The organism is Arcobacter caeni (assembly GCF_003063245.1).
Taxonomy (GTDB): Bacteria; Campylobacterota; Campylobacteria; order Campylobacterales; family Arcobacteraceae; genus Aliarcobacter; species Aliarcobacter caeni.
On record NZ_MUXE01000017.1, the window covers coordinates 1 to 19,834 of the forward strand.

Genomic DNA, 19,834 nt, shown 5'->3' on the forward strand with positions numbered 1-19,834 from the left:
AATAAGAAATTGGAGCTTAACAATTTCACAACTAGCCATCCACTTTGATGGACGGCTTGATGATGCTTTAAATTTATGATAGAATTTTAGGAATTATCTAGGCTGACACAGAATGATGAACACTACCTTGTAAAAAGAAGGGAAGTTTAAATAAAACTTCCCAATTCATCACCTAAATATTCATCAATTATTTTTGTAAATTCTTCAAAAGATTTATCTCCAATTTTATTAAAAATCACGATTTCTTCTCCAAAATCATCTTGAATAAAATGTTCTTCTTTTAATATTTTTTCATATAGTTTTTGTAAATCTTCTTCACTTTCATTTTTGTTGAATAAAAACCAATTTGCTGTTGATTCTTCAATTCGAATTAATCCATAAGTTTTGTTATCATCAATATAATCTTGAATAGTTCCATTTTCAAATCTAGCACCTACAATTAAATCATTTTCATTTAGAATCATTTCCATATTTTGCCTTTTTTATTAGTCTTGGAATTATAATTAAACTAGCGTTAGCCTAAGATTAGTTTTTATCTACTATTGGATACAATTTCAAAAATTTAAAAAGGAAATATTATAAAAAAATTTCACAAAGTACATATAGAAATCACAAATATTTGTAATTTAAAATGTACATTTTGTCCTCCAAAAATACTTCCAAATGCAACTATGAGTTTAGAAAAATTTGATGATTTAAACAAACAATTAAAACCATATACAAAAGAGTTAGCTTATCATATTGTTGGTGATCCGCTTGTTTTATCAAATTTATCAGAGTATTTAAATATTAGTTTAAAATATGAGTTAAAAGTAAATATTACAACAACTGCAAATAATATAAATGAAAAACATTATATAGCACTTATGAATCCAACGATTAAACAAATAAATTTTTCAATAAATTCATATAATGCAAATTCTCATAAAAAATCACTTGATGAGTATTTAAATCCAATTTTGGATTTTGTGAAATTTGCTCAAGAACAAAAACATGAATATTTTATAAATTTTAGAATTTGGAATTTAGATGAAGAAAAAAGTGCAAAAGAGTTTAATAAAAAAGTCTTTGACAAAATCAATGAAACTTTTGGTTCAGATATAAATATAGATGATGTTTATAAAGAAAAACCAAAAAATATTAGGATAGCTAGAAAAATATTTTTTAATTTTGACGAGTATTTTTCTTGGCCTTCTTTAGAAAATGAAATAGTGTCTAAAACTGGATTTTGTTATGGTTTAGATTCTCATTTTGGGGTTTTAGTAAATGGAGATGTAATTCCATGTTGTTTGGATCAAAATGCCTGTGTGAAGCTTGGAAATACAAATGAGGTCCAAATTGAGGATATTTTAAATTCAAAACGAGTCAAAGATATTCAAAAAGGTTTTAAAAACAATATTATAGTCGAAGAGCTTTGCCAAAAGTGTGAATATCGAACAAGATTTGATAAATAGGAGAGAAAATGAATGAAGTAGAAATTATATTAAAAAGTATAAAAGATTTTTTCACAAGTTCTATGTTAAAAATAGCACTTGTCCCTTTGATTGTTACGATGATTATTTTATATGTATTGTTTTTTACAGCAGCAGATTTTGGGATTTCAAGTTTACACGAAATCGCAACTGCTTCACAAAATGGTCAAGAAGTTATTATTGATGAAAATGCACCATTTTATTTTGTTTGGTTTACTTATTTGATTGTATTTTTATTTAAATACTCATTTACTTCGTGGATTGCTGGGTTTTTGCTTTATACTATTGGAACAGTAATTGTGTTACAAGCATCAGTGATTTTTTCGATTATTGTAATTGGATTTTTAACGCCAATGATTTTAAGAATCTTGCATAAAAGATATTATTCTCATTTAAAATTACATGAATATGGAACTGTATTTTTATCTCTTTGGGTTTTAGTAAAAAGTTTTTTGATGATGATTTTTTTATTTATACTTTTAATTCCAGTTTATTTTGTACCTGTTCTAAATATAATAGCTTTTTCTATTCCATTTTATTATTTCTTTCATAAACTTTTAAATTTTGATGTGAGTTCAACTATTTTGAGTAAAGAGCAATATAAAATTATTTATGAAAAAGAAGCAAACAGTTTTAGACTTAGAACACTATTTTTATATTTTATTTCTATGATTCCATTTGCGATGCTTTTTACGGCTGTTTATTATGTTATTTATTTAGGACATGCATATTTTATAAAACTAGATGAATTAGAAAAACTAGAGGTAAAACTAGTCTCGAACTAGTTTATATCCTATTCCTTGAATATTTTTTAAAAAATCTTTAGGAAGTTTTTTCCTAAAGTTTTTAATAAAAAGTCTCATTGCATTTGCTGTCATAATTGAATCTTCATCCCAAATATTTGTTTCGAGTTCTCCATAAGTGATAATTCGATTTTTACTAATAAGTAGTTTTAAAAAGTTATTTTCTTTTTTAGTTAAAGTAAATTCTTCTTTTCCATTTGAAACTAAAGTTTTACTAGAATCAAAAATCCAATTAGGAATTAAATTATATATTTTAGAGTCATTATAACTATTTACAAAACTTTCAAGTGCTTCCATTAGTTTATCTTGAGTTATTGGTTTAATAATATATTTGATCAGATGAAGTTCTGTGGCTTGTAGTAAATATTCTAAATCTGTATATGCAGATGTTATTATAATTCTTGTTTTAGAATCAGATTTTCTTATTTTTTTTACCAAATCAATACCTGTTTCATTTCCCATTTTTATATCTGTAATTATTAAATCAGGATTATTTTCAAGATATTTTATATAAGCTTCACTGGCATTTTTAGTACAAGTTACTTCTTTAAACAGATGTTCTAAAATCTCTTTTATATTATTTCTAATTCCATCTTCGTCTTCTGCATATAAAACAGAATAAGCATTGAGTTTATTTATAAAATCATTTTGCATATTTATAAAAATCCTTATTATAAAAGATATGTTATCATAGCAAAATTAGGTTAAGAAGGGACTATTTTGGCTTTAGTTATAGAAAAAAATTTATCAAAGATTATTATTTTTACATTTATTGTAATTATGACATCAATGGTTTTTGCAATGTCATATTTTTATGTTAAAAATACTTATAGTGATTTTGATGTTGAAATGGAAAAATTTATAAATGAGTATTATTCTGATAAGAAAAAGACATTAAAAAAAGAGATTAATACTATTCTTGATATATTAAATTATAATATAGTTAAATCAAATTTAGATGATGAAGAACAAAAAATAGACGCGATTAGACTTCTTAATAATATAACTTTTGAAGAAAATACAAGTAACTATTTTTTTGTATATGAAGTAAAAAATATGCAAGGTGGCGATGATTTTGCAAAACTTATAGTAAATCCAAATAGACTTGATTTAGTGGGAACATTAATATCAACAAATTATGAAGATGCAGATGGGAAAAAATTTAGAGAAGATTTTTTAAGAGATATACGATATAAAGGTGAATCTTTTACAAAATATGCTTATAAAAAGCCAGATACAAAAGAGACAAAACAAAAAATATCGTATTTTAAATATTATGAAAAATGGAATTGGATTATTGCAGTTGGTATTTATACAGATGATATGGAAAATGAAATAGCAATAAAAACTCAAGATTTAAAAAAAAGAATTAAGAATCAAGTAGTTCAAAATGTAGTTTTATTTGTAATGTTTTTATCTATTGCTATTTTAATATCAATATTTATTTCAGAAAAAATTGATAAAGTTTTAAAAGGTTATGAAAATAAAGTTTCTTCAAATGCAAAAGAATTGGAAGAATTGAATCAATCTTTAGAAGAAAAAGTAAAAAAAGAGATTGAAAAAAATAGAGAAAAAGAGCAGTTTTTAGTTCAAAAATCAAAATTTATAGCATTAGGTGAAATGATTTCAAATATTGCACATCAATGGAGACAGCCATTAAGTGAATTGTCTTCCATTTTAATGTACATAAAATTTAAATATAGTATCAATGCCCTTGATTCTAAAACTATGGAACAAAAATCTTTGGAAGCAGATAGAGTTTTGGAGTTTATGTCTCAAACGATAGATGATTTTAGAAATTTCTTTATGCCTAAAAAAGAGAAAGAAGAGTTTTTTTTGTATAAAATAGTTGATGTTGTAATAAATATAATTTCAAGTACATTAAGAAACTATGATATTAAATTAGAAATACATATTGATAAAAACATTGTTTTAAAAACATATTTAAATGAATATCAACAAGTTTTATTAAATATTATTAACAATGCAAAAGATGTTTTAATAGAAAAAAAAATAAAAAATCCGTATATAAAAATTACTGCTTATGAAGAAGATACTTATATTGTTTTATATGTAGAAGATAATGGTGGTGGCGTTTTAGTTGAACCAAAAGGTAAAATATTTGAACCATATTTTACAACTAAAGAAGATAGTAATGGCACAGGAATAGGGCTTTATATGTCTAAAATAATTGTGGATAAAAATATGAAAGGTAAATTAAGAGTTAGAAATACAAAAGATGGTGCAAAATTTGCTATATTTGTACCTAAAAATAGTGATACTAAAGGAATTCATTATGAATTTATTTAAAAATAGATTTATAGCACATAGAGGTTTACATAAAAGTAGAATAATTCCTGAGAATTCAATATTAGCTTTTAAAGCAGCCATAGAAAAAAATTATGCAATTGAGTTTGATATAAATATTACAAAAGATAATCAGATAGTAGTTTTTCATGATGATGATTTAAATCGTTTATGTAATAAAAAAGAAAAAATTGAAGAGATAACTTATGATTTTTTTAAAGATTTAAGATTATATGAAAGTGATGAAAAAATTCCATTATTAAAAGAGTTATTAGATGAGGTTAATGGACAAATACCTTTAGTAATTGAAATAAAAAAACACGAAAATATTGGTGTATTAGAAGATATTTTAATTAAGATGTTAAAAGAGTATAAAGGAGAATATTTTATTTGTTCTTTTGAAAAAGATATTTTGTTTTGGTTACAAAATAATAAACCTAAACAAATTAGAGGATTGATTTTTGGAAGTTTTCTAAAAAAGTTCAAAAAGTATGAAAAAGCAATTTTTTTATATAAATTTCTTAAAAGTAAAGCAGATTTTATCTCTTTGGATGATAAGTTGATTGATAGTTCGATTTATGATTTTTGTAAAAAAAAAGAGTTGGAAGTTATAACTTGGACAATTAAAGATAAAAAAAGATTTAAGCAGATAGAAAAAAAAGTAAATGGTGTAATTTTTGAAGGTTTTATAATTTAAAAAAGAGGAGAATAAATCTCTCTCTTTTTTATCCATACATAAAATTCGGAAGCCATAATGAAATAACTGGAATATATGTTACTAATATTAAACCTAGAAGTAATACAGCAGTCATTGGTAAAGATGCCACAATAACTTCTTTTAAACTTAGTCCCGTTATACCACTGGCCACAAAGAGATTGAGTCCCACAGGCGGGGTTATCATACCTATTTCCATATTTACAACCATAATAACACCTAAATGAATAGGATCAATTCCTAATGCCATTCCAATAGGTAATAAAAGTGGTACTGTAATCATTACCACAGAACTAGGTTCCATAAATTGTCCCATTAATAAAAGTAAAATATTTACAATTAATAAGAACATCAATGGTCCAACATTTGCCTCAATAATCATTTGAGTAATATGTTGAGGAATTTGTTCATCTGTTAAAAAATGAGCAAATAAAATAGCATTTGCAATGATAAAGAAAATCATTGAGCTTGTTTGTGCTGAATCTAAAATAATTCTATATAAATCTTTATATTTTGTATCTTTATAAATAAAGAATGAAACAAAAAATGCGTACATAACACTAAATGCACCGGCTTCTGTTGGAGTAAAAATACCTCCGTAAATTCCACCAATTACAATTACGATAATTAATAATGCCCAAAAAGAATTTTTAAAAGCTATAAATTGCTCTTTTAAAGTTGCTTTTTTAGTACCTTTGAAACCACTTCTTTTTGCTAGAATATAAGTAGCAACCATCATCATTGCACCAATTGCAAGACCTGGTATTACCCCTGCCATAAAAAGTTTTCCAATAGATTGGTCAGCCGTTACCCCATACACAATAAATACAATTGAAGGAGGAATCAAAATACCTAAACTTCCTGATGTTGCAATCGTACCAATGGCAAATTGTTCATTATATCCAGCTTGTTTAATTGCTGTATACATAACAGAACCAATAGCAGCAACCGTTGCAGGAGAACTTCCACTAACTGCTGCAAAAATTATAGATGCAAGAATAGCTGCAATAGGAAGTCCACCTGGAAGATGTCCAACTAAAGTTTTTGCAAATTCTATTATTCTACCAGCTGATGAACCTCTTGATAATAAAGACCCAGCTAGAATAAACATAGGAATTGCCATAAGTGTGTACTTATTTAATCCATCAAAAACAGTAGATGGAATTCCCATTAAATCAAAATCTGTAAAAAAGAATGATGTAATTAATGTTGTAGCACCCAATGCAACAGCAACAGGAACACCTACAAACATTAAAGCAAAAAGTAAAATAAATAAAGTAGCAATAACCATATTATTTTTCTCCTTTTTGTGAAGTTACTTCATGTATTACAGCTTCATGTTCACTAAAAAGCTTAATATTATTAGAATCAGTTTTATAAAGTTCAACCAATTTTTCAGCACATCTGTATGCTGCTAATGCAAATGCAATAGGAAGAACTAAATGGGGAATCCACATAGGAATTCCTAAATCAACACTATCTTCGCCAAAATCTTTTAATAAAAAGATGAGATTGTATCCCAAATATGACATTAATCCAAGATATGCAATTGAAATAGCATTTGCAAAAACTAAAAAAAACTTGGTAATTTGTGGTGGAAATTTTTCTATAAATAAAGATACAGAAATATGAGCACCTTGTTTAAATCCATATGCAGCTCCAAAAAGTGCAGACCAGATAAAAAGATAGTTTGTAAGTTCAGCAGCCCATGTAAGACTCATATCAAAAACATATCTTAATATAACATTGATAAATGCCAGTAAAACACCAACTGACAGTCCAAGGACTGCCATAGTTTGGTTAATTGTACCAACAATTAAATCGATAATTTCAAAAAATCTTTTCATTCTATTTCTTCATTATTTTGTGTCAATAGCTTTTTTAATTAAATCTTCACCAATTACATCATAAAACTTAGGATAAACCGATGACATAGCTTTTTTCCATTGTTGTTTTTGTTCAGGTGTTAACTCAATAATTTGAAGCTTATTTGTATTTTTTGCATAAGTTTTTAACTCTTCCATTATTTTTGCATCTTCAATTGCTGACTCTTCTCTTTCAAGAACTGTAGCTTCTTTCATTGCTTGAGAAATATTATCTTGAAGATTTTTTGGAAGTTTATTCCAGAATTGTTCATTCATAACTACTAAATAACCTAAATAACCATGTTCTGTCATAGTAAGACTAGATTGAACTTCGTGGAATTTTTTTGTATAAAAGTTTGATAATGGATTTTCAGTTCCATCAACAACACCTTGTTGTAAAGCTGAATATACTTCTGAGAATGGTAATACTTGAGGATTTCCACCAATAGATTTAAATTGTGCTTCTAAAACTTTTGAACTTTGGATTCTAAATTTCATACCATTAGCATCTTCTGGTAAAATTAAAGGTTTTTTGCTACTTGAAAGATCTTTAAATCCAGCATCCCAATAATCCATTGCTAACATTTGTTTTTTTTCATCAACTTTTGATTTTAAAATCTTTCCAACTTCTCCATCCATAACTTTATATAAATGGTCTTTATCTCTAAAAATAAAAGGTAAATCAAAAAGTTGCATTTGTGGTGCAATACTTGTAAACTTTGATAAACTTGGCATAATTAATTGAACATTATTCATAGCAAGTGCTTTCATTTCTTCACCATCACCGTATAATTGTGAATTTGGGAATACTTGAACATCAATTTTCCCACCTGTTAACTCTTCAATTCTTTTTTCAAGAAAATCAGCAGCTTTTCCTTTTGGTGTACTAGCACTAACAACATGACTTACTTTCATTATATAATCTGCTGCAATTCCTGATGTTGCAATCATTGCAGCTGTAATTGTTCCTATAACTAATTTTTTCATATCTTTTTCTCTCCTTAAATTTGACATAAAAAATTATAGTTAAAAGTTATGTAATTATTATGTAACAAAGAGGGATAACTTTATAATTGTAGATTTTTTATCATTAATGAATTTTTTGTATAAAAGTTATCTTCTGTATAAAAATTATACAGAATGATATAAATTAAATCTTTTTTTCATAGTATAATGGCTTATCGTAAAGATTCAGTATTCTGCGTAATTAACTTCATTTAAACTAATTTGCAGTATATTACAATTCAATTTTATTACGGAATATAAAGATTAATATAAAGGAAAATGATGGGGTGCAATTTAGACTTACTAACTTCTTTTAAAGATAATTGCGGGTTTGGTTTAGTAGCAGACATGAAAAACCGACCGAGTCATAAAAATTTAGAAGATGCAATAACTTCGCTTGAAAGAATGATGCATAGAGGTGCAGTAGCAGCCGATGGAAAAACGGGAGATGGTTCAGGGTTATTGTTATCAATGCCAGACTCTTTTATGCGAAAAATGGCTAAACAAAAAGGTATAGATTTACCAGAAACATATGCGGTTGCTATGATTTTTACAAAAGATTTAAAACATATAGATGTTTTTACAGAATACTGTGAAACAAATGATTTAAAAGTAGTGTTTGTAAGAACAGTTCCTGTTGATATAAGTGCTTTAGGACAACAAGCTTTAGAAAATTTACCTCAAATAATACAAGTTTTTGTTGTTCCTAATACATTAATGTCATCAAAAAGATTTGATGCAATGATTTATTTAACACGAAAAGAGTGTGAACACAAATTAATAGATGATAAAGACTTTTATATTCCAAGCTTTTCATCAAAAGTTTTATCATATAAAGGGCTTATTATGCCTACTCATATTAAAACTTTTTATGTAGATTTAAGAGATGAAGATTTTAAAATATCATTCTCATTATTTCACCAAAGATTTTCAACAAATACACTTCCTTTGTGGAGATTAGCACAACCTTTTAGAGCAATTGCACATAATGGTGAGATAAACTCAGTTGAAGCAAATAGATTTAATGTTGAAGTAAAATCGGAACAATTAAAATCAGAGATTTTCTCAGAAGCTGAAATGAAAAGATTATTACCAATTTTACAACCAATTGGTTCTGATTCTACATCTTTAGATAATATGTTTGAATTTTTATTAGCAAATGGGGTAGATTTCTTTAAAGCTGCAAGAAGTTTAATTCCAGCACCTTGGCAAAATGCTCCTCATATGGATTCTAATTTAAGAGCTTTTTATGAATATACAGCAACTGCAATGGAAGCATGGGATGGACCTGCTGCTGTTTCATTAACAGATGGAAGACATATTGGTTGTTTAATTGATAGAAATGGATTAAGACCATCAAAATATATTATTACAAAAGATGACAAATTATATATTACATCTGAATATGGAACACTAAATATTGAAGATGACAATATTTTAGAAAGAGGAAGATTGCAATCAGGTCAAATGATTGCCCTTGATTTAAAACATGGGAAAATCTTAAAAGAAGATGATATTAACAATTATTTAAAATCATCTCAACATTATTCTAAATGGTTAAATGATGATATGGATTATATTCAAGAGTATATTGAAGATACTTTTTTAAATGTAAAAGACTATAAATTAGAAAACTTAGAGAAAAAACAAAAGTTCTTTAATATTACTTATGAAGTACTGGACCAAGTTATTGAACCAATGGCAAAAGAGGGTAAAGAACCTGTTGGTTCTATGGGAGATGATACTCCATTAGCCTGTTTTTCTCAAGTAAATAGAAATTTTACAGATTTATTTAGACAAAAATTTGCACAAGTTACAAATCCTCCAATTGACCCATATAGAGAAAAAGTAGTTATGTCTTTAGAAACAGGATTTGGGAAAGTACATAATGTATTAGATGAAAAACCTGAATATGCAAGAAGATTAAAAGTTACAAGTCCTATTTTAATGAAAGAAAAATATGATGTTTTATACTCTTTTGGAGATGAAAAATCACCAAGATATGATGCCTATTATAAAAATAGAGTATTTGCAACAACATTTAAAACAAATTTAAAAGCAGCTTTAGAACAATTAGCTTCTTATGTGATAAAAGCAGTTAAACATGATGGTGTATCAGTAGTTCTTTTAGATGATAGAACACTTAGTGAAAATGAAAAAGTAATACCTGCTGTAATGGCTGTTGGATATATTAATCAAAGATTATTAAAAGAAGAAATTAAACATAATGTTTCAATTGTAGCAATTACAGGTGAAGTTTATGATCCACATATGGCTGCTGTTTTAGTTGCATTTGGATGTACTGCAATTTATCCATATATGATGTATGCCTCAACGGTTGCATTTTTTCAAAGAGAAAAACCAACTAAATATGAGATGCAAAAATATTTAAAAAATACACAAAAATCTGTAAATGCTGGATTATTAAAAATCATGTCAAAAATGGGAATTTGTACAATTGCATCGTATAGAAACTCTGGTTTATTTGATATTATTGGTTTAAGTGATGAAATTAATAATGACTGTTTTACAGGTGCTCATAGTGATTTATGTGGATTATCATATGCTGATATTGAAGAAAAGATAAATAAATCTCATCATAATGCATTTAAAGAAGAAAATACAGTTTTTCCATTAGATATAGGAGGATTTTACAAATATAATAATGGTGGAGAATACCACGATTATGGACCTGCAACTACAAGAGCTATGCATAATAAAAAAGCGGCTAAAAAAGAAGATATTACAGATTTTGAAGGTTTAAGAGATTTAGTAAATAATAGAGATAAAAAGTTTATTAGAGATTTCTTTGAATTTAATTCAGATAAAGAGCCTATTGATGTAAGTAGTGTTGAAACAAAAGAAGATATTTTCAAAAGATTTTCAACTGCTGCCATGTCATTGGGTTCAATTTCACCAGAAGCTCACGAAGCAATGGCAACTGCTATGAATACAATTGGTGGTATGAGTAACTCAGGTGAGGGTGGTGAGGATTCAAAAAGATTTGGAACAATCAAAAATTCTAAAATCAAACAAGTTGCATCTGGGAGATTTGGTGTAACGCCAGCATATTTAAGAAGTGCTGAAGAGTTACAAATAAAAGTAGCACAAGGGGCAAAACCAGGTGAAGGTGGACAATTACCAGGACACAAAGTTACTCCTTTAATTGCAACGCTTAGACATACCGTTGCTGGTGTTACACTTATTTCACCACCACCACACCATGATATTTATTCAATTGAAGATTTAGCACAGTTAATTTTTGACTTAAAACAAATTAACCCATTGGCTAAAATTACAGTTAAATTAGTTTCATCAATTGGTGTTGGAACGATTGCAGCTGGAGTTGCAAAAGCTTATGCTGATAAAATCATTATTTCAGGTGGAGATGGAGGAACGGGAGCTGCTCCTTTAACTTCTATCAAACATGCTGGAAATCCATGGGAAATGGGTCTTAGTGAAGCTCATAATGCTTTAAAAGCAAACCATTTAAGAGAATTTGTTCATCTTCAAACAGATGGTGGATTAAAAACAGGTCTTGATGTTGTAAAAGCAGCAATGTTAGGAGCTGAGTCATATGCATTTGGAACAGCTTCATTAACACTTCTTGGATGTAAAATTTTAAGAATTTGCCATACAAATAAATGTTCAGTTGGAGTTGCAACTCAAGATGAAAACTTAAGAGATTTCTTTACAGGAACAGTTGATAGATTGATTTCTTATTTTACTTTTATAGCAGAAGATGTTAGAAATATTCTTGCTTCATTAGGTTATAAAACAATAGAAGAAATTGTTGGAAGATCTGATTTACTAAAAGTAATTGATGATAAATTTGCACAAAAATTTGATTTCCAAAATATCTTAAGAAGAATAGAGGGAATTGATACTTGTCAAAAAGAGACAAATGCTCCTTTTGATGATAATAAATTTGAAAAAGAGTTATTAAAAAAAGTTCATAGAACAATAGAAAACCCAAATTCGCCAATAAAAGTAAATACTGAAATTTCTAACTTAAATAGATCATTTGGTGCTTTAATTTCTGGAGAAATAGCAAGATTTTATGGAGACAAAGGATTACCTGAAAACTCTATAAATATAAATCTAAAAGGAATTGCAGGTCAATCTTTTGGGGCATTTTTATCAAAAGGTATGAATTTACACCTTGATGGAGTTGCAAATGATTATGTTGGAAAAGGTATGAATGGTGGAAAAATCATCATAAATCCAGCACATCAGGGAAACAATTTCGCTGGCGCTGGAAATACATGTTTGTATGGTGCAACAGGTGGAAAACTTTATATTAGAGCAACTGTTGGTGAAAGATTTGCAGTTAGAAATTCTGGTTGTATTTCGGTTGTTGAGGGAACTGGCGATAATCCTTGTGAATATATGACAGGTGGAATTGCTGTAATTTTAGGAAATACTGGAATTAATTTTGGAGCTGGAATGACAGGTGGTTTAGCATTTGTTTATGACCCCGAAAAAACTTTTGTTGATAAAATGAATCAAGAACTAATAGAAGCAGTTAGAGTTGATACAGATGATACAGAGCGAGAAAGATTATATTTAAAAAGATTGTTATTAGACTATTTACATGAAACACAAAGTGAAATAGCTGAAAATATATTACAAAATTTTAGAGCAGAAATTAGAAACTTTTGGATGGTAAAACCTAAAAATATGACGGTGCTACCACTGGATCCGGACAAGGGAGATTAGAGAGATGTTAAACTTTACAAAATTTGAAAGAATTAATCCTGAAAAAAGAGATGTACTTCAAAGATTAAAAGATTTTAATGAAGTATATCAAGTATTTACAAAACAAAGAGCAGTTGAGCAATCTGATAGATGTATGCAATGTGGTGATCCATATTGTCATACAGGATGTCCATTAGGAAATTATATTCCAGCTTGGTTAAAACAAACTGTTGTTAAAAACCCAGATATGGCATTTGCTTTATCAAATGAAACATCTCCTTTTCCTGAAATTTTAGGAAGAATTTGTCCTCAAGATGTTTTATGTGAGGGTGCATGTTCATTAAATACAGGCCATGGAGCAATATCTATTGGTGCTGTTGAAACTTTTATATCAGAAGATGCTTTTGAAAGAGGTGTTAAACCTAAATTCACTGAACATAAAAATGATAAAAGAGTTGCAGTCGTAGGTTCAGGACCAGCTGGAATTTCAGCAGCAACTTTTCTTTTAAGAAAGGGTTTTAATGTTGAAATGTTTGAAAGAGCAGATAGAGCAGGGGGACTTTTAATGTATGGAATCCCTGGATTTAAGCTTGATAAAACAACAATTGATAGAAGAATTAATTGGTTATTAGAAGCTGGAATGAAATTACATACAAATTGTGAGATTGGGCGTGATAAATCAATATCTGAACTTGAAAATGATTTTGATGCAATATTTTTAGGTATTGGATCAACTAAAAGTAATGAAGTAAAACTTGAAGGTGAAAAATCTTCAAATGTACATTTTGCAATTGATTTTTTAACAGGAATCCAAAAAAGAAATCTTGGCAATAAAAATGTTAATTATATAGATGTAACAGATAAAAAAGTAGTTGTAATTGGTGGTGGAGATACGGCTATGGACTGCGTTAGAACATCTGTAAGAGAAAATGCTACAAGTGTTAAATGTCTTTATAGAAGAGATGAAGCAAATATGCCAGGATCTAAAAAAGAGGTTGTAAATGCAAAAGAAGAGGGTGTTGAATTCGTATTTAATGTAAGCCCAAAATCTATAAAAGTTGAAAAAAATTTAGCAGTTGGCGTTGAATTAGTTGAAACTTCTATGAGTAAAGAAGATACAAGTGGAAGACAAAAAGTTGTATTAATTGAAGGTAGTGAGTATTTAGAAGAAGCTGATATTGTTATTTTAGCACTAGGTTTTTCTCCTGAAGTTCCTACATTTTTAAAAGAATTAAATGTTGAAACAAACTCATGGGGTGGAATTATAATTGATTCTAATTTCAAGACATCAAACAAAAAAGTTTATGCAGGTGGAGATTGTCAAAGAGGCGCTCACTTAGCTGTTACTGCTGCTGTTGATGGAAGAGAAGCTGCAAAAGCCATAATAAAAGAGTTATTATAAAAAATGAATAATAATCTTACAGCCTTATATAAAAGAAGTTTTATTGAGGCTGTAATTCTTGCAAACAAAGAATTACATATTTACATAAATACAAATCTATCTTTAAAAGATTATGAATATACAAATATCACTGGTTTTGGTGGTGATAATTCTTTAAAAATGGATTTAATTGCAGAAAATATTTTTATAAAACATCTGGAAAATTTTGGAAATATTTATTCTGAAGAGTGTGGATTAAAAACAACAAATAAAGAGTTTACAATTGTTATTGACCCACTTGATGGAAGTAATAATTTTTATTCTAATTTACCATATTATGGAACTTCTGTTGCTTTACAAAAAGATGGAACAACAATAGCTGGTTTTGTGACAAATTTAGTATCTTCAATTATAAAATATAGAGCATTTGATGATGAAATAAAATATTTTTCTCTTATAAAAAACGAAGAAATAATACCTATTCATATAGAAAAAACAAAGATTTCAGTTTTTGAAAGAGCTTATGAGTATCCAATAATTTGTCAAAAATTATCAAAAAATAATATAAAATTTAGATCTTTAGGTGCAGTTGCTTTGTCTTTGAGTGATGCCCAAAATTACGATTTTGTATTGTATTGTGGGAATATACGAGAGTTTGATATTGCTGCATCTTTATATATATTTAAAGATTTATATATTTATAAAACAGATAAATCTTTATTGCTTTCAAAAAATAAGCAAAAGTTTGATTTAGTTAAAGAATTTATTAAAGAAGTTTAGGTTATAACTCCACCATAAATAAATTATACTAGGGAAAAATTATATGTCTTTAATTATTACTGATGAATGTATCGCATGTGATGCATGTAGAGAAGAGTGTCCAAATTCTGCTATTGAAGAGGGAGATCCAATTTATATGATTGACTCTGATAGATGTACTGAGTGTGTAGGGCATTATGAAGAACCTTCATGTATTGAGGTTTGTCCAGTTGACTGTATTATAATTGATCCAGATAACCAAGAAACAATGGAAGAGTTAAAGTTCAAGTATGAACAATTAATGGAAGAAGAAGTTTAATGTCTAAAGTAACAACTATTATCGACATTGGGTCCAACTCAATGCGTATGGTTGTACTACAAAAAAGTAGCAGGTTCGCATTTAATTTAATAAATGAAACAAAAAGCAGAGTTAAAATATCTGAGGGCTGTTACGAAAATGGTGGAAATCTACAAGAAATTCCTATGCAAAGAGCATATGAATCATTAAAATCTTTTTTAAATATATCTACGGCATTAAAATCAAGAAAAATTATTTGTGTTGCAACATCAGCATTAAGAGATGCTCCAAATGCAAATGTATTTATTTCTAGAATCTCAAAAGATTTAGGATTAAATATAAAAGTAATTGATGGTGAAAAAGAAGCATATTATGGTGGAATTGCAGCTTTAAACTTACTTCATGATGATACTTTTGTAACTGTTGATATTGGTGGTGGTTCTACGGAATTTTGTTTTATAAATAATGGAAAAGTAGAAAAATCAATATCTTTAAATATTGGAACAGTTAGAATAAAAGAACTTTATTTTAATAAAAATGATGTTGAAGGCGCTAAAAAATATATTTTAGATAATTTAAAAAAGATTTCAGAATTAGAGATAAAAATTCCGAAAAAAGTTGTAGGAATTGGAGGAAGTATTAGAGCTTTGTCTAAGATTGTAATGACAAAAAATCAATATCCTTTAGATGTATTACATGAATATATGTATAAAGTAAAAGATGAAATTAGTTTATTTGATAAAATATCAATAGCTAAAAATAATGATGATTTAAAATCATTTGGTGTTAAAAAAGATAGATTTGATACGATAAAAGAGGGTGCATTTATTTTTAAAACTATTTTAGAAGAGTTAAATATAGATGAGGTTGTGACCTCTGGCGTTGGAGTGAGAGAAGGTGCTTATCTAACTGATTTATTAAGAACTTCAAATCATAAATTCCCAGAAAATTTTAATGTAAGCGTTAGAAGCCTATTGGATAGATTTCAAATTGATGAAAAACAAAGTGCTTATTTAGGAAATAATGCAAAAAAAATATTTGATGTTTTAAAACCAATACATAATTTAGATAATAAGTGCAGAAGTTTATTAGTAATATCTTCAAAACTTCATTCTATTGGTTCTGCACTAAATTTTTATAAATCAAATGATAACGCATTTGATTTTATTTTAAATGGTTTAAATTATGATTTTTTACATACTTCAAGGGTTCTTGTAGCTCATACAATTAAATTTTCAAAAAAATCACTTCCTACAAAAAATGATATTTTAAAATATGAAGAGCTTTTACCATCTTTAGAAGTTATGCAATGGATGTCTTTTATGATTTCTTTAAATATTGCAATAAATCAAGATTTATCAAGACCAAAAGTTGAATATATATTGGAAAATAATACTTTGCAAATAGCTTTATTAAATAAATCATTTTTGATTGAATCAAACATTGATAAATTAGAAAGTCCTGAAGATTTAAATATAAAGATATTATGATGAAAAAAATAGTTTACAAACTTTTTTTAGTAGTTATTTTTATACTAAGAAAAATACCAAAATCTTTAAGAAGAGCCTTTTTTAGGTTTATTGCTACTTGTGGATATTTGTTCGCAAAAAAAACAAATAGAATAATAAAAACAAATTTAGATTTTGTTTTTGAAAATACTTTATCAGATTTAGAAATTAAAGAGATTCAAAAATACTCTTATTTTAATATGATTTTATGGGTTCAATCACTTATAGAAAACTTAGATGTTACAGATGAAGAACTTAAACAAACTGTTGAAATAGAAAATGCACATATTCTTGAAGATTTAAAAAAACAGAATAAACCAATTATTTTAATCTCAGCTCATTACGGAAATATTGAAATGCTTAGCTGTTATATAAATAAATTCGTAATACCTTTATATCAAGTAGCAAGAGAATCAAATTTTGAAGAAATTGATGAATTTATAGTAAAAGCTAGAGAAGCATCTGGAAGTAAGATCATTTTTAAAACAGGAGCTTTAAAAAAACTGGTAAAAGCGATGATTAAAAAAGATGCTGTTTCTTTATTAATTGATCAAAATATTAATTCAAAAGATGGTGAAGAAGTAGAATTTCTAGGAAAAAAGGCTTATCAAACATCTTCAAGTGCAAGTTTAGCTAGAAAATTCGATGCTTATATCGTACCTCTTGCTATTTTTAATCAAGAAAATTATAAATACAAAATAAAAATATATAACCCTATTATTCCTGTTAAAACAGATAATGAAAAAGATGATATAAAAATAATTTCACAATTAGAAGCTAATGCAATATCTGCTATAATCTATGAAGATAAAAAACAATGGTTTTGGCCTCATAAAAGGTTTAAAAGTCATTATAAAGAGATATATGAAAAGAATTTTAATAATAAGTGACGGTAAACCAGGACACTTAAATCAATCCATAGCTTTTTGTAAAATTAAAAACATTAGTTATGATATTTTAGAAGTAAAATTTAAATCAAGGTTTTATAAACTTTTATCTTATGTTTTTGATAAATTTAATTTTTTCACAGACTCTTTATTTGAAGAACACAAAAATTATTATCCAGAATTTTATGATGCAATTATTAGTGCTGGTTCTGGAACTTATTATTTTAATAAATTAATTGCTCAAAAATATAACAAAAAATCAATCGCATTAATGCTTCCCAAATCTTACAAATACTCAAATTTTTATTATATAATTGCGCAAGAACATGACCATCCTGTTTTATTAGATAATTTATTGGCTATTCCTTTAAATTTATCATATTCAAGTCCAAAAGGTTTTATTGAAAAAAATAAAAATAAAAAATCTCTGGCTATAATAATTGGTGGAGATAATGGTGTTTTTTCAATGCAATACCATATTATAAAAGAAAAATTAGATGAAATTTTCAAAAATTATCCTGATTATTTAAAATATGTTACAACCTCAAGAAGAACATCTTCTAAAATAGAAACTTTGGTTGATGAATATGATTTTGATTATAAGCTTATTTATTCAAAAGAACCAAATATAAATCCAATCGGTGATTTTATAGCTGTTTGTGATGAATTTTTTATTACTATTGATTCTACCTCAATGTTAAGTGAAGTAAGAGCAAATAGTGATGCAAAAATAAATATAATTGAATTAAAATCAAAAAAAGAGAATACAAAATATCATAAATTAGCATCTATAATTAATGATATGGATGAAAAATTAGATTTTGTGAAAATATTAAAAAGAGTAAAAATTTAAAGGAAAAAAGTTGAATAAAAAAATATGCATAATCGGACTAGGATATGTAGGACTTCCTCTAGCACATGCTTTTAGTAAGAAATATCAAGTAGTAGGTTTTGATATAAATAAACCAAGAATTGATGAATTAAGTAGTGGTTTTGATAGAACTTTAGAATTAACAACAGAAGAAGTAAATGAATCAATCAAAAATGGAATGATTTATTCAACAAATATAGATGATATTAAAGATAGTAATATTTATATAGTTACAGTTCCTACTCCCATTGATAGCTCAAATAGACCCGATTTAACTCCTTTAATTAAATCTTCTCAAACTATTGGGAAAGTACTTAAAAAAGATGATATTGTAATTTATGAATCAACTGTTTATCCAGGTGTTACAGAAGAAGTTTGTGTACCAGAACTTGAGAAAGTTTCAGGAATGACTTTTAATAAAGATTTTTTCTGTGGATATTCTCCTGAACGAATTAATCCAGGTGATAAAGAACATACAGTTACAAAAATTCTTAAAATAACATCAGGTTCAACTTCTGAAATTGCAACTGTTGTAGATGATTTATATAAAAGTATTATCACAGCAGGAACTCATAAAGCAAGCTCAATAAAAGTAGCAGAAGCTGCAAAAGTAATTGAAAATACTCAAAGAGATGTAAATATTGCACTTATAAATGAATTAGCACTAATTTTTGATACTATGAATATAGATACAAATGATGTAATTGAAGCAGCTGCAACAAAATGGAATTTTATAAAACTAAAGCCAGGACTTGTTGGTGGACATTGTATTGGTGTTGATCCATATTATCTTACTTATAAATCTGAAGAATTAGGATATAAACCAAATCTTATTTTGAGCGCAAGACAGATAAATAATGGAATGGGTAAATATATTGCTGAAAAAACAATCAAACTAATGATAAAAGCTGGGAAAATTATAAAAGATTCAAATATTCTTGTAATGGGATTAACATTTAAAGAAAATTGTCCTGATATTAGAAATACAAAAGTTGTAGATATTATTTCTGAATTAAAAGATTATGGTGCAAATATTGATATTTATGAACCTTGGATTGATGAAAAAGATAAAGGTTATTATAATTATAACTTTGTGAAAAATCCATTTGAAAACTTAAAAAAATATGATTCAATCCTTGTAGCGGTTGGACATGATAAATTTAAATCATTGACTCAAAATGAATATGACAATATAATAAATGGTGAAAAAATAATAATAGATGTAAAAGGAATAGTTCCTAATCCTTCTTGGAAATTATAGCACT

Annotated in this window: 17 protein-coding genes; 12 read left to right on the forward strand and 5 right to left on the reverse strand. The window is 27.1% G+C overall.

Annotation, left to right across the window (positions count from 1 at the left end; translation table 11 throughout):
- Nucleotides 1-146: 146 nt before the first annotated feature.
- A complete protein-coding gene (locus tag B0174_RS10225) occupies nt 147-470 on the reverse strand; it encodes a hypothetical protein (RefSeq protein WP_108560398.1) in 324 nt (107 codons plus the stop codon).
- A 138-nt stretch (nt 471-608) separates the two neighbouring features.
- On the opposite strand from B0174_RS10225, the gene B0174_RS10230 reads away from it, so the two are divergent.
- Both B0174_RS10230 and B0174_RS10235 read left to right on the forward strand, forming a co-directional pair.
- Nucleotides 609-1,454 (forward strand): radical SAM/SPASM domain-containing protein, encoded by an 846-nt coding sequence (locus B0174_RS10230; RefSeq protein WP_265734945.1) that lies wholly within the window; start codon nt 609-611, stop codon nt 1,452-1,454.
- An 8-nt stretch (nt 1,455-1,462) separates the two neighbouring features.
- Entirely contained in the window at nt 1,463-2,257 is a 795-nt protein-coding gene (locus B0174_RS10235; protein ID WP_108560404.1) for an EI24 domain-containing protein, read from the forward strand.
- Here B0174_RS10235 and B0174_RS10240 read toward each other — a convergent pair.
- Nucleotides 2,243-2,929: a response regulator transcription factor gene (locus B0174_RS10240; protein WP_108560407.1), complete on the reverse strand. Its 687-nt coding sequence runs from the start codon at nt 2,927-2,929 to the stop codon at nt 2,243-2,245. The genes B0174_RS10235 and B0174_RS10240 overlap by 15 nt on opposite strands.
- A 66-nt stretch (nt 2,930-2,995) precedes the next feature.
- Here B0174_RS10240 and B0174_RS10245 point away from each other — a divergent pair, with 66 nt between their 5' ends.
- Complete coding sequence (locus B0174_RS10245; protein WP_108560410.1) at nt 2,996-4,585, forward strand: cache domain-containing protein; 1,590 nt, start codon at nt 2,996-2,998, stop codon at nt 4,583-4,585.
- Complete coding sequence (locus B0174_RS10250) at nt 4,572-5,279, forward strand: glycerophosphodiester phosphodiesterase family protein (RefSeq protein ID WP_165790416.1); 708 nt, start codon at nt 4,572-4,574, stop codon at nt 5,277-5,279. The genes B0174_RS10245 and B0174_RS10250 overlap by 14 nt, the downstream gene beginning before the upstream one ends.
- A 28-nt stretch (nt 5,280-5,307) precedes the next feature.
- On the opposite strand, the gene B0174_RS10255 is transcribed toward B0174_RS10250, so the two are convergent.
- From B0174_RS10255 to B0174_RS10265, 3 genes are read right to left on the reverse strand one after another with little or no spacing between them, the layout of a single operon-like run.
- Nucleotides 5,308-6,588, reverse strand: a complete 1,281-nt coding sequence (locus B0174_RS10255) for a TRAP transporter large permease (protein ID WP_108560417.1) — start codon at nt 6,586-6,588, stop codon at nt 5,308-5,310.
- 1 nt (nt 6,589) lies between these two features.
- On the reverse strand, nt 6,590-7,144 hold the full coding sequence (locus B0174_RS10260) for a TRAP transporter small permease (RefSeq protein WP_108560420.1): 555 nt from the start codon (nt 7,142-7,144) through the stop codon (nt 6,590-6,592).
- Nucleotides 7,145-7,156: 12 nt separating this feature from the next.
- A complete protein-coding gene (locus B0174_RS10265) occupies nt 7,157-8,149 on the reverse strand; it encodes a DctP family TRAP transporter solute-binding subunit (protein ID WP_108560423.1) in 993 nt (330 codons plus the stop codon).
- A gap of 300 nt (nt 8,150-8,449) precedes the next feature.
- Here B0174_RS10265 and gltB point away from each other — a divergent pair, with 300 nt between their 5' ends.
- The 8 genes from gltB to B0174_RS10305 are packed head-to-tail and all read left to right on the forward strand — an operon-like array spanning nt 8,450 to nt 19,830.
- The gene (gltB, locus tag B0174_RS10270; RefSeq protein WP_108560426.1) at nt 8,450-12,886 is read left to right on the forward strand and encodes a glutamate synthase large subunit; all 4,437 of its coding nucleotides are present in this window, start codon (nt 8,450-8,452) and stop codon (nt 12,884-12,886) included.
- A 4-nt stretch (nt 12,887-12,890) separates the two neighbouring features.
- The gene (locus B0174_RS10275; protein WP_108560429.1) at nt 12,891-14,267 is read left to right on the forward strand and encodes a glutamate synthase subunit beta; all 1,377 of its coding nucleotides are present in this window, start codon (nt 12,891-12,893) and stop codon (nt 14,265-14,267) included.
- Nucleotides 14,268-14,270: 3 nt separating this feature from the next.
- Nucleotides 14,271-15,026, forward strand: a complete 756-nt coding sequence (locus B0174_RS10280) for an inositol monophosphatase family protein (RefSeq protein WP_108560432.1) — start codon at nt 14,271-14,273, stop codon at nt 15,024-15,026.
- 43 nt (nt 15,027-15,069) lie between these two features.
- Nucleotides 15,070-15,324: a YfhL family 4Fe-4S dicluster ferredoxin gene (locus B0174_RS10285; protein WP_108560435.1), complete on the forward strand. Its 255-nt coding sequence runs from the start codon at nt 15,070-15,072 to the stop codon at nt 15,322-15,324.
- Nucleotides 15,324-16,793 (forward strand): Ppx/GppA phosphatase family protein, encoded by a 1,470-nt coding sequence (locus B0174_RS10290; protein ID WP_108560438.1) that lies wholly within the window; start codon nt 15,324-15,326, stop codon nt 16,791-16,793. The genes B0174_RS10285 and B0174_RS10290 overlap by 1 nt, the downstream gene beginning before the upstream one ends.
- Complete coding sequence (locus B0174_RS10295; RefSeq protein ID WP_165790417.1) at nt 16,793-17,701, forward strand: LpxL/LpxP family acyltransferase; 909 nt, start codon at nt 16,793-16,795, stop codon at nt 17,699-17,701. Before B0174_RS10290 ends, B0174_RS10295 begins: the two co-directional genes overlap by 1 nt.
- A complete protein-coding gene (locus B0174_RS10300) occupies nt 17,676-18,551 on the forward strand; it encodes an ELM1/GtrOC1 family putative glycosyltransferase (RefSeq protein WP_165790418.1) in 876 nt (291 codons plus the stop codon). Before B0174_RS10295 ends, B0174_RS10300 begins: the two co-directional genes overlap by 26 nt.
- 10 nt (nt 18,552-18,561) lie before the next feature.
- Nucleotides 18,562-19,830, forward strand: a complete 1,269-nt coding sequence (locus B0174_RS10305; RefSeq protein WP_108560448.1) for a nucleotide sugar dehydrogenase — start codon at nt 18,562-18,564, stop codon at nt 19,828-19,830.
- Nucleotides 19,831-19,834: the final 4 nt, after the last annotated feature.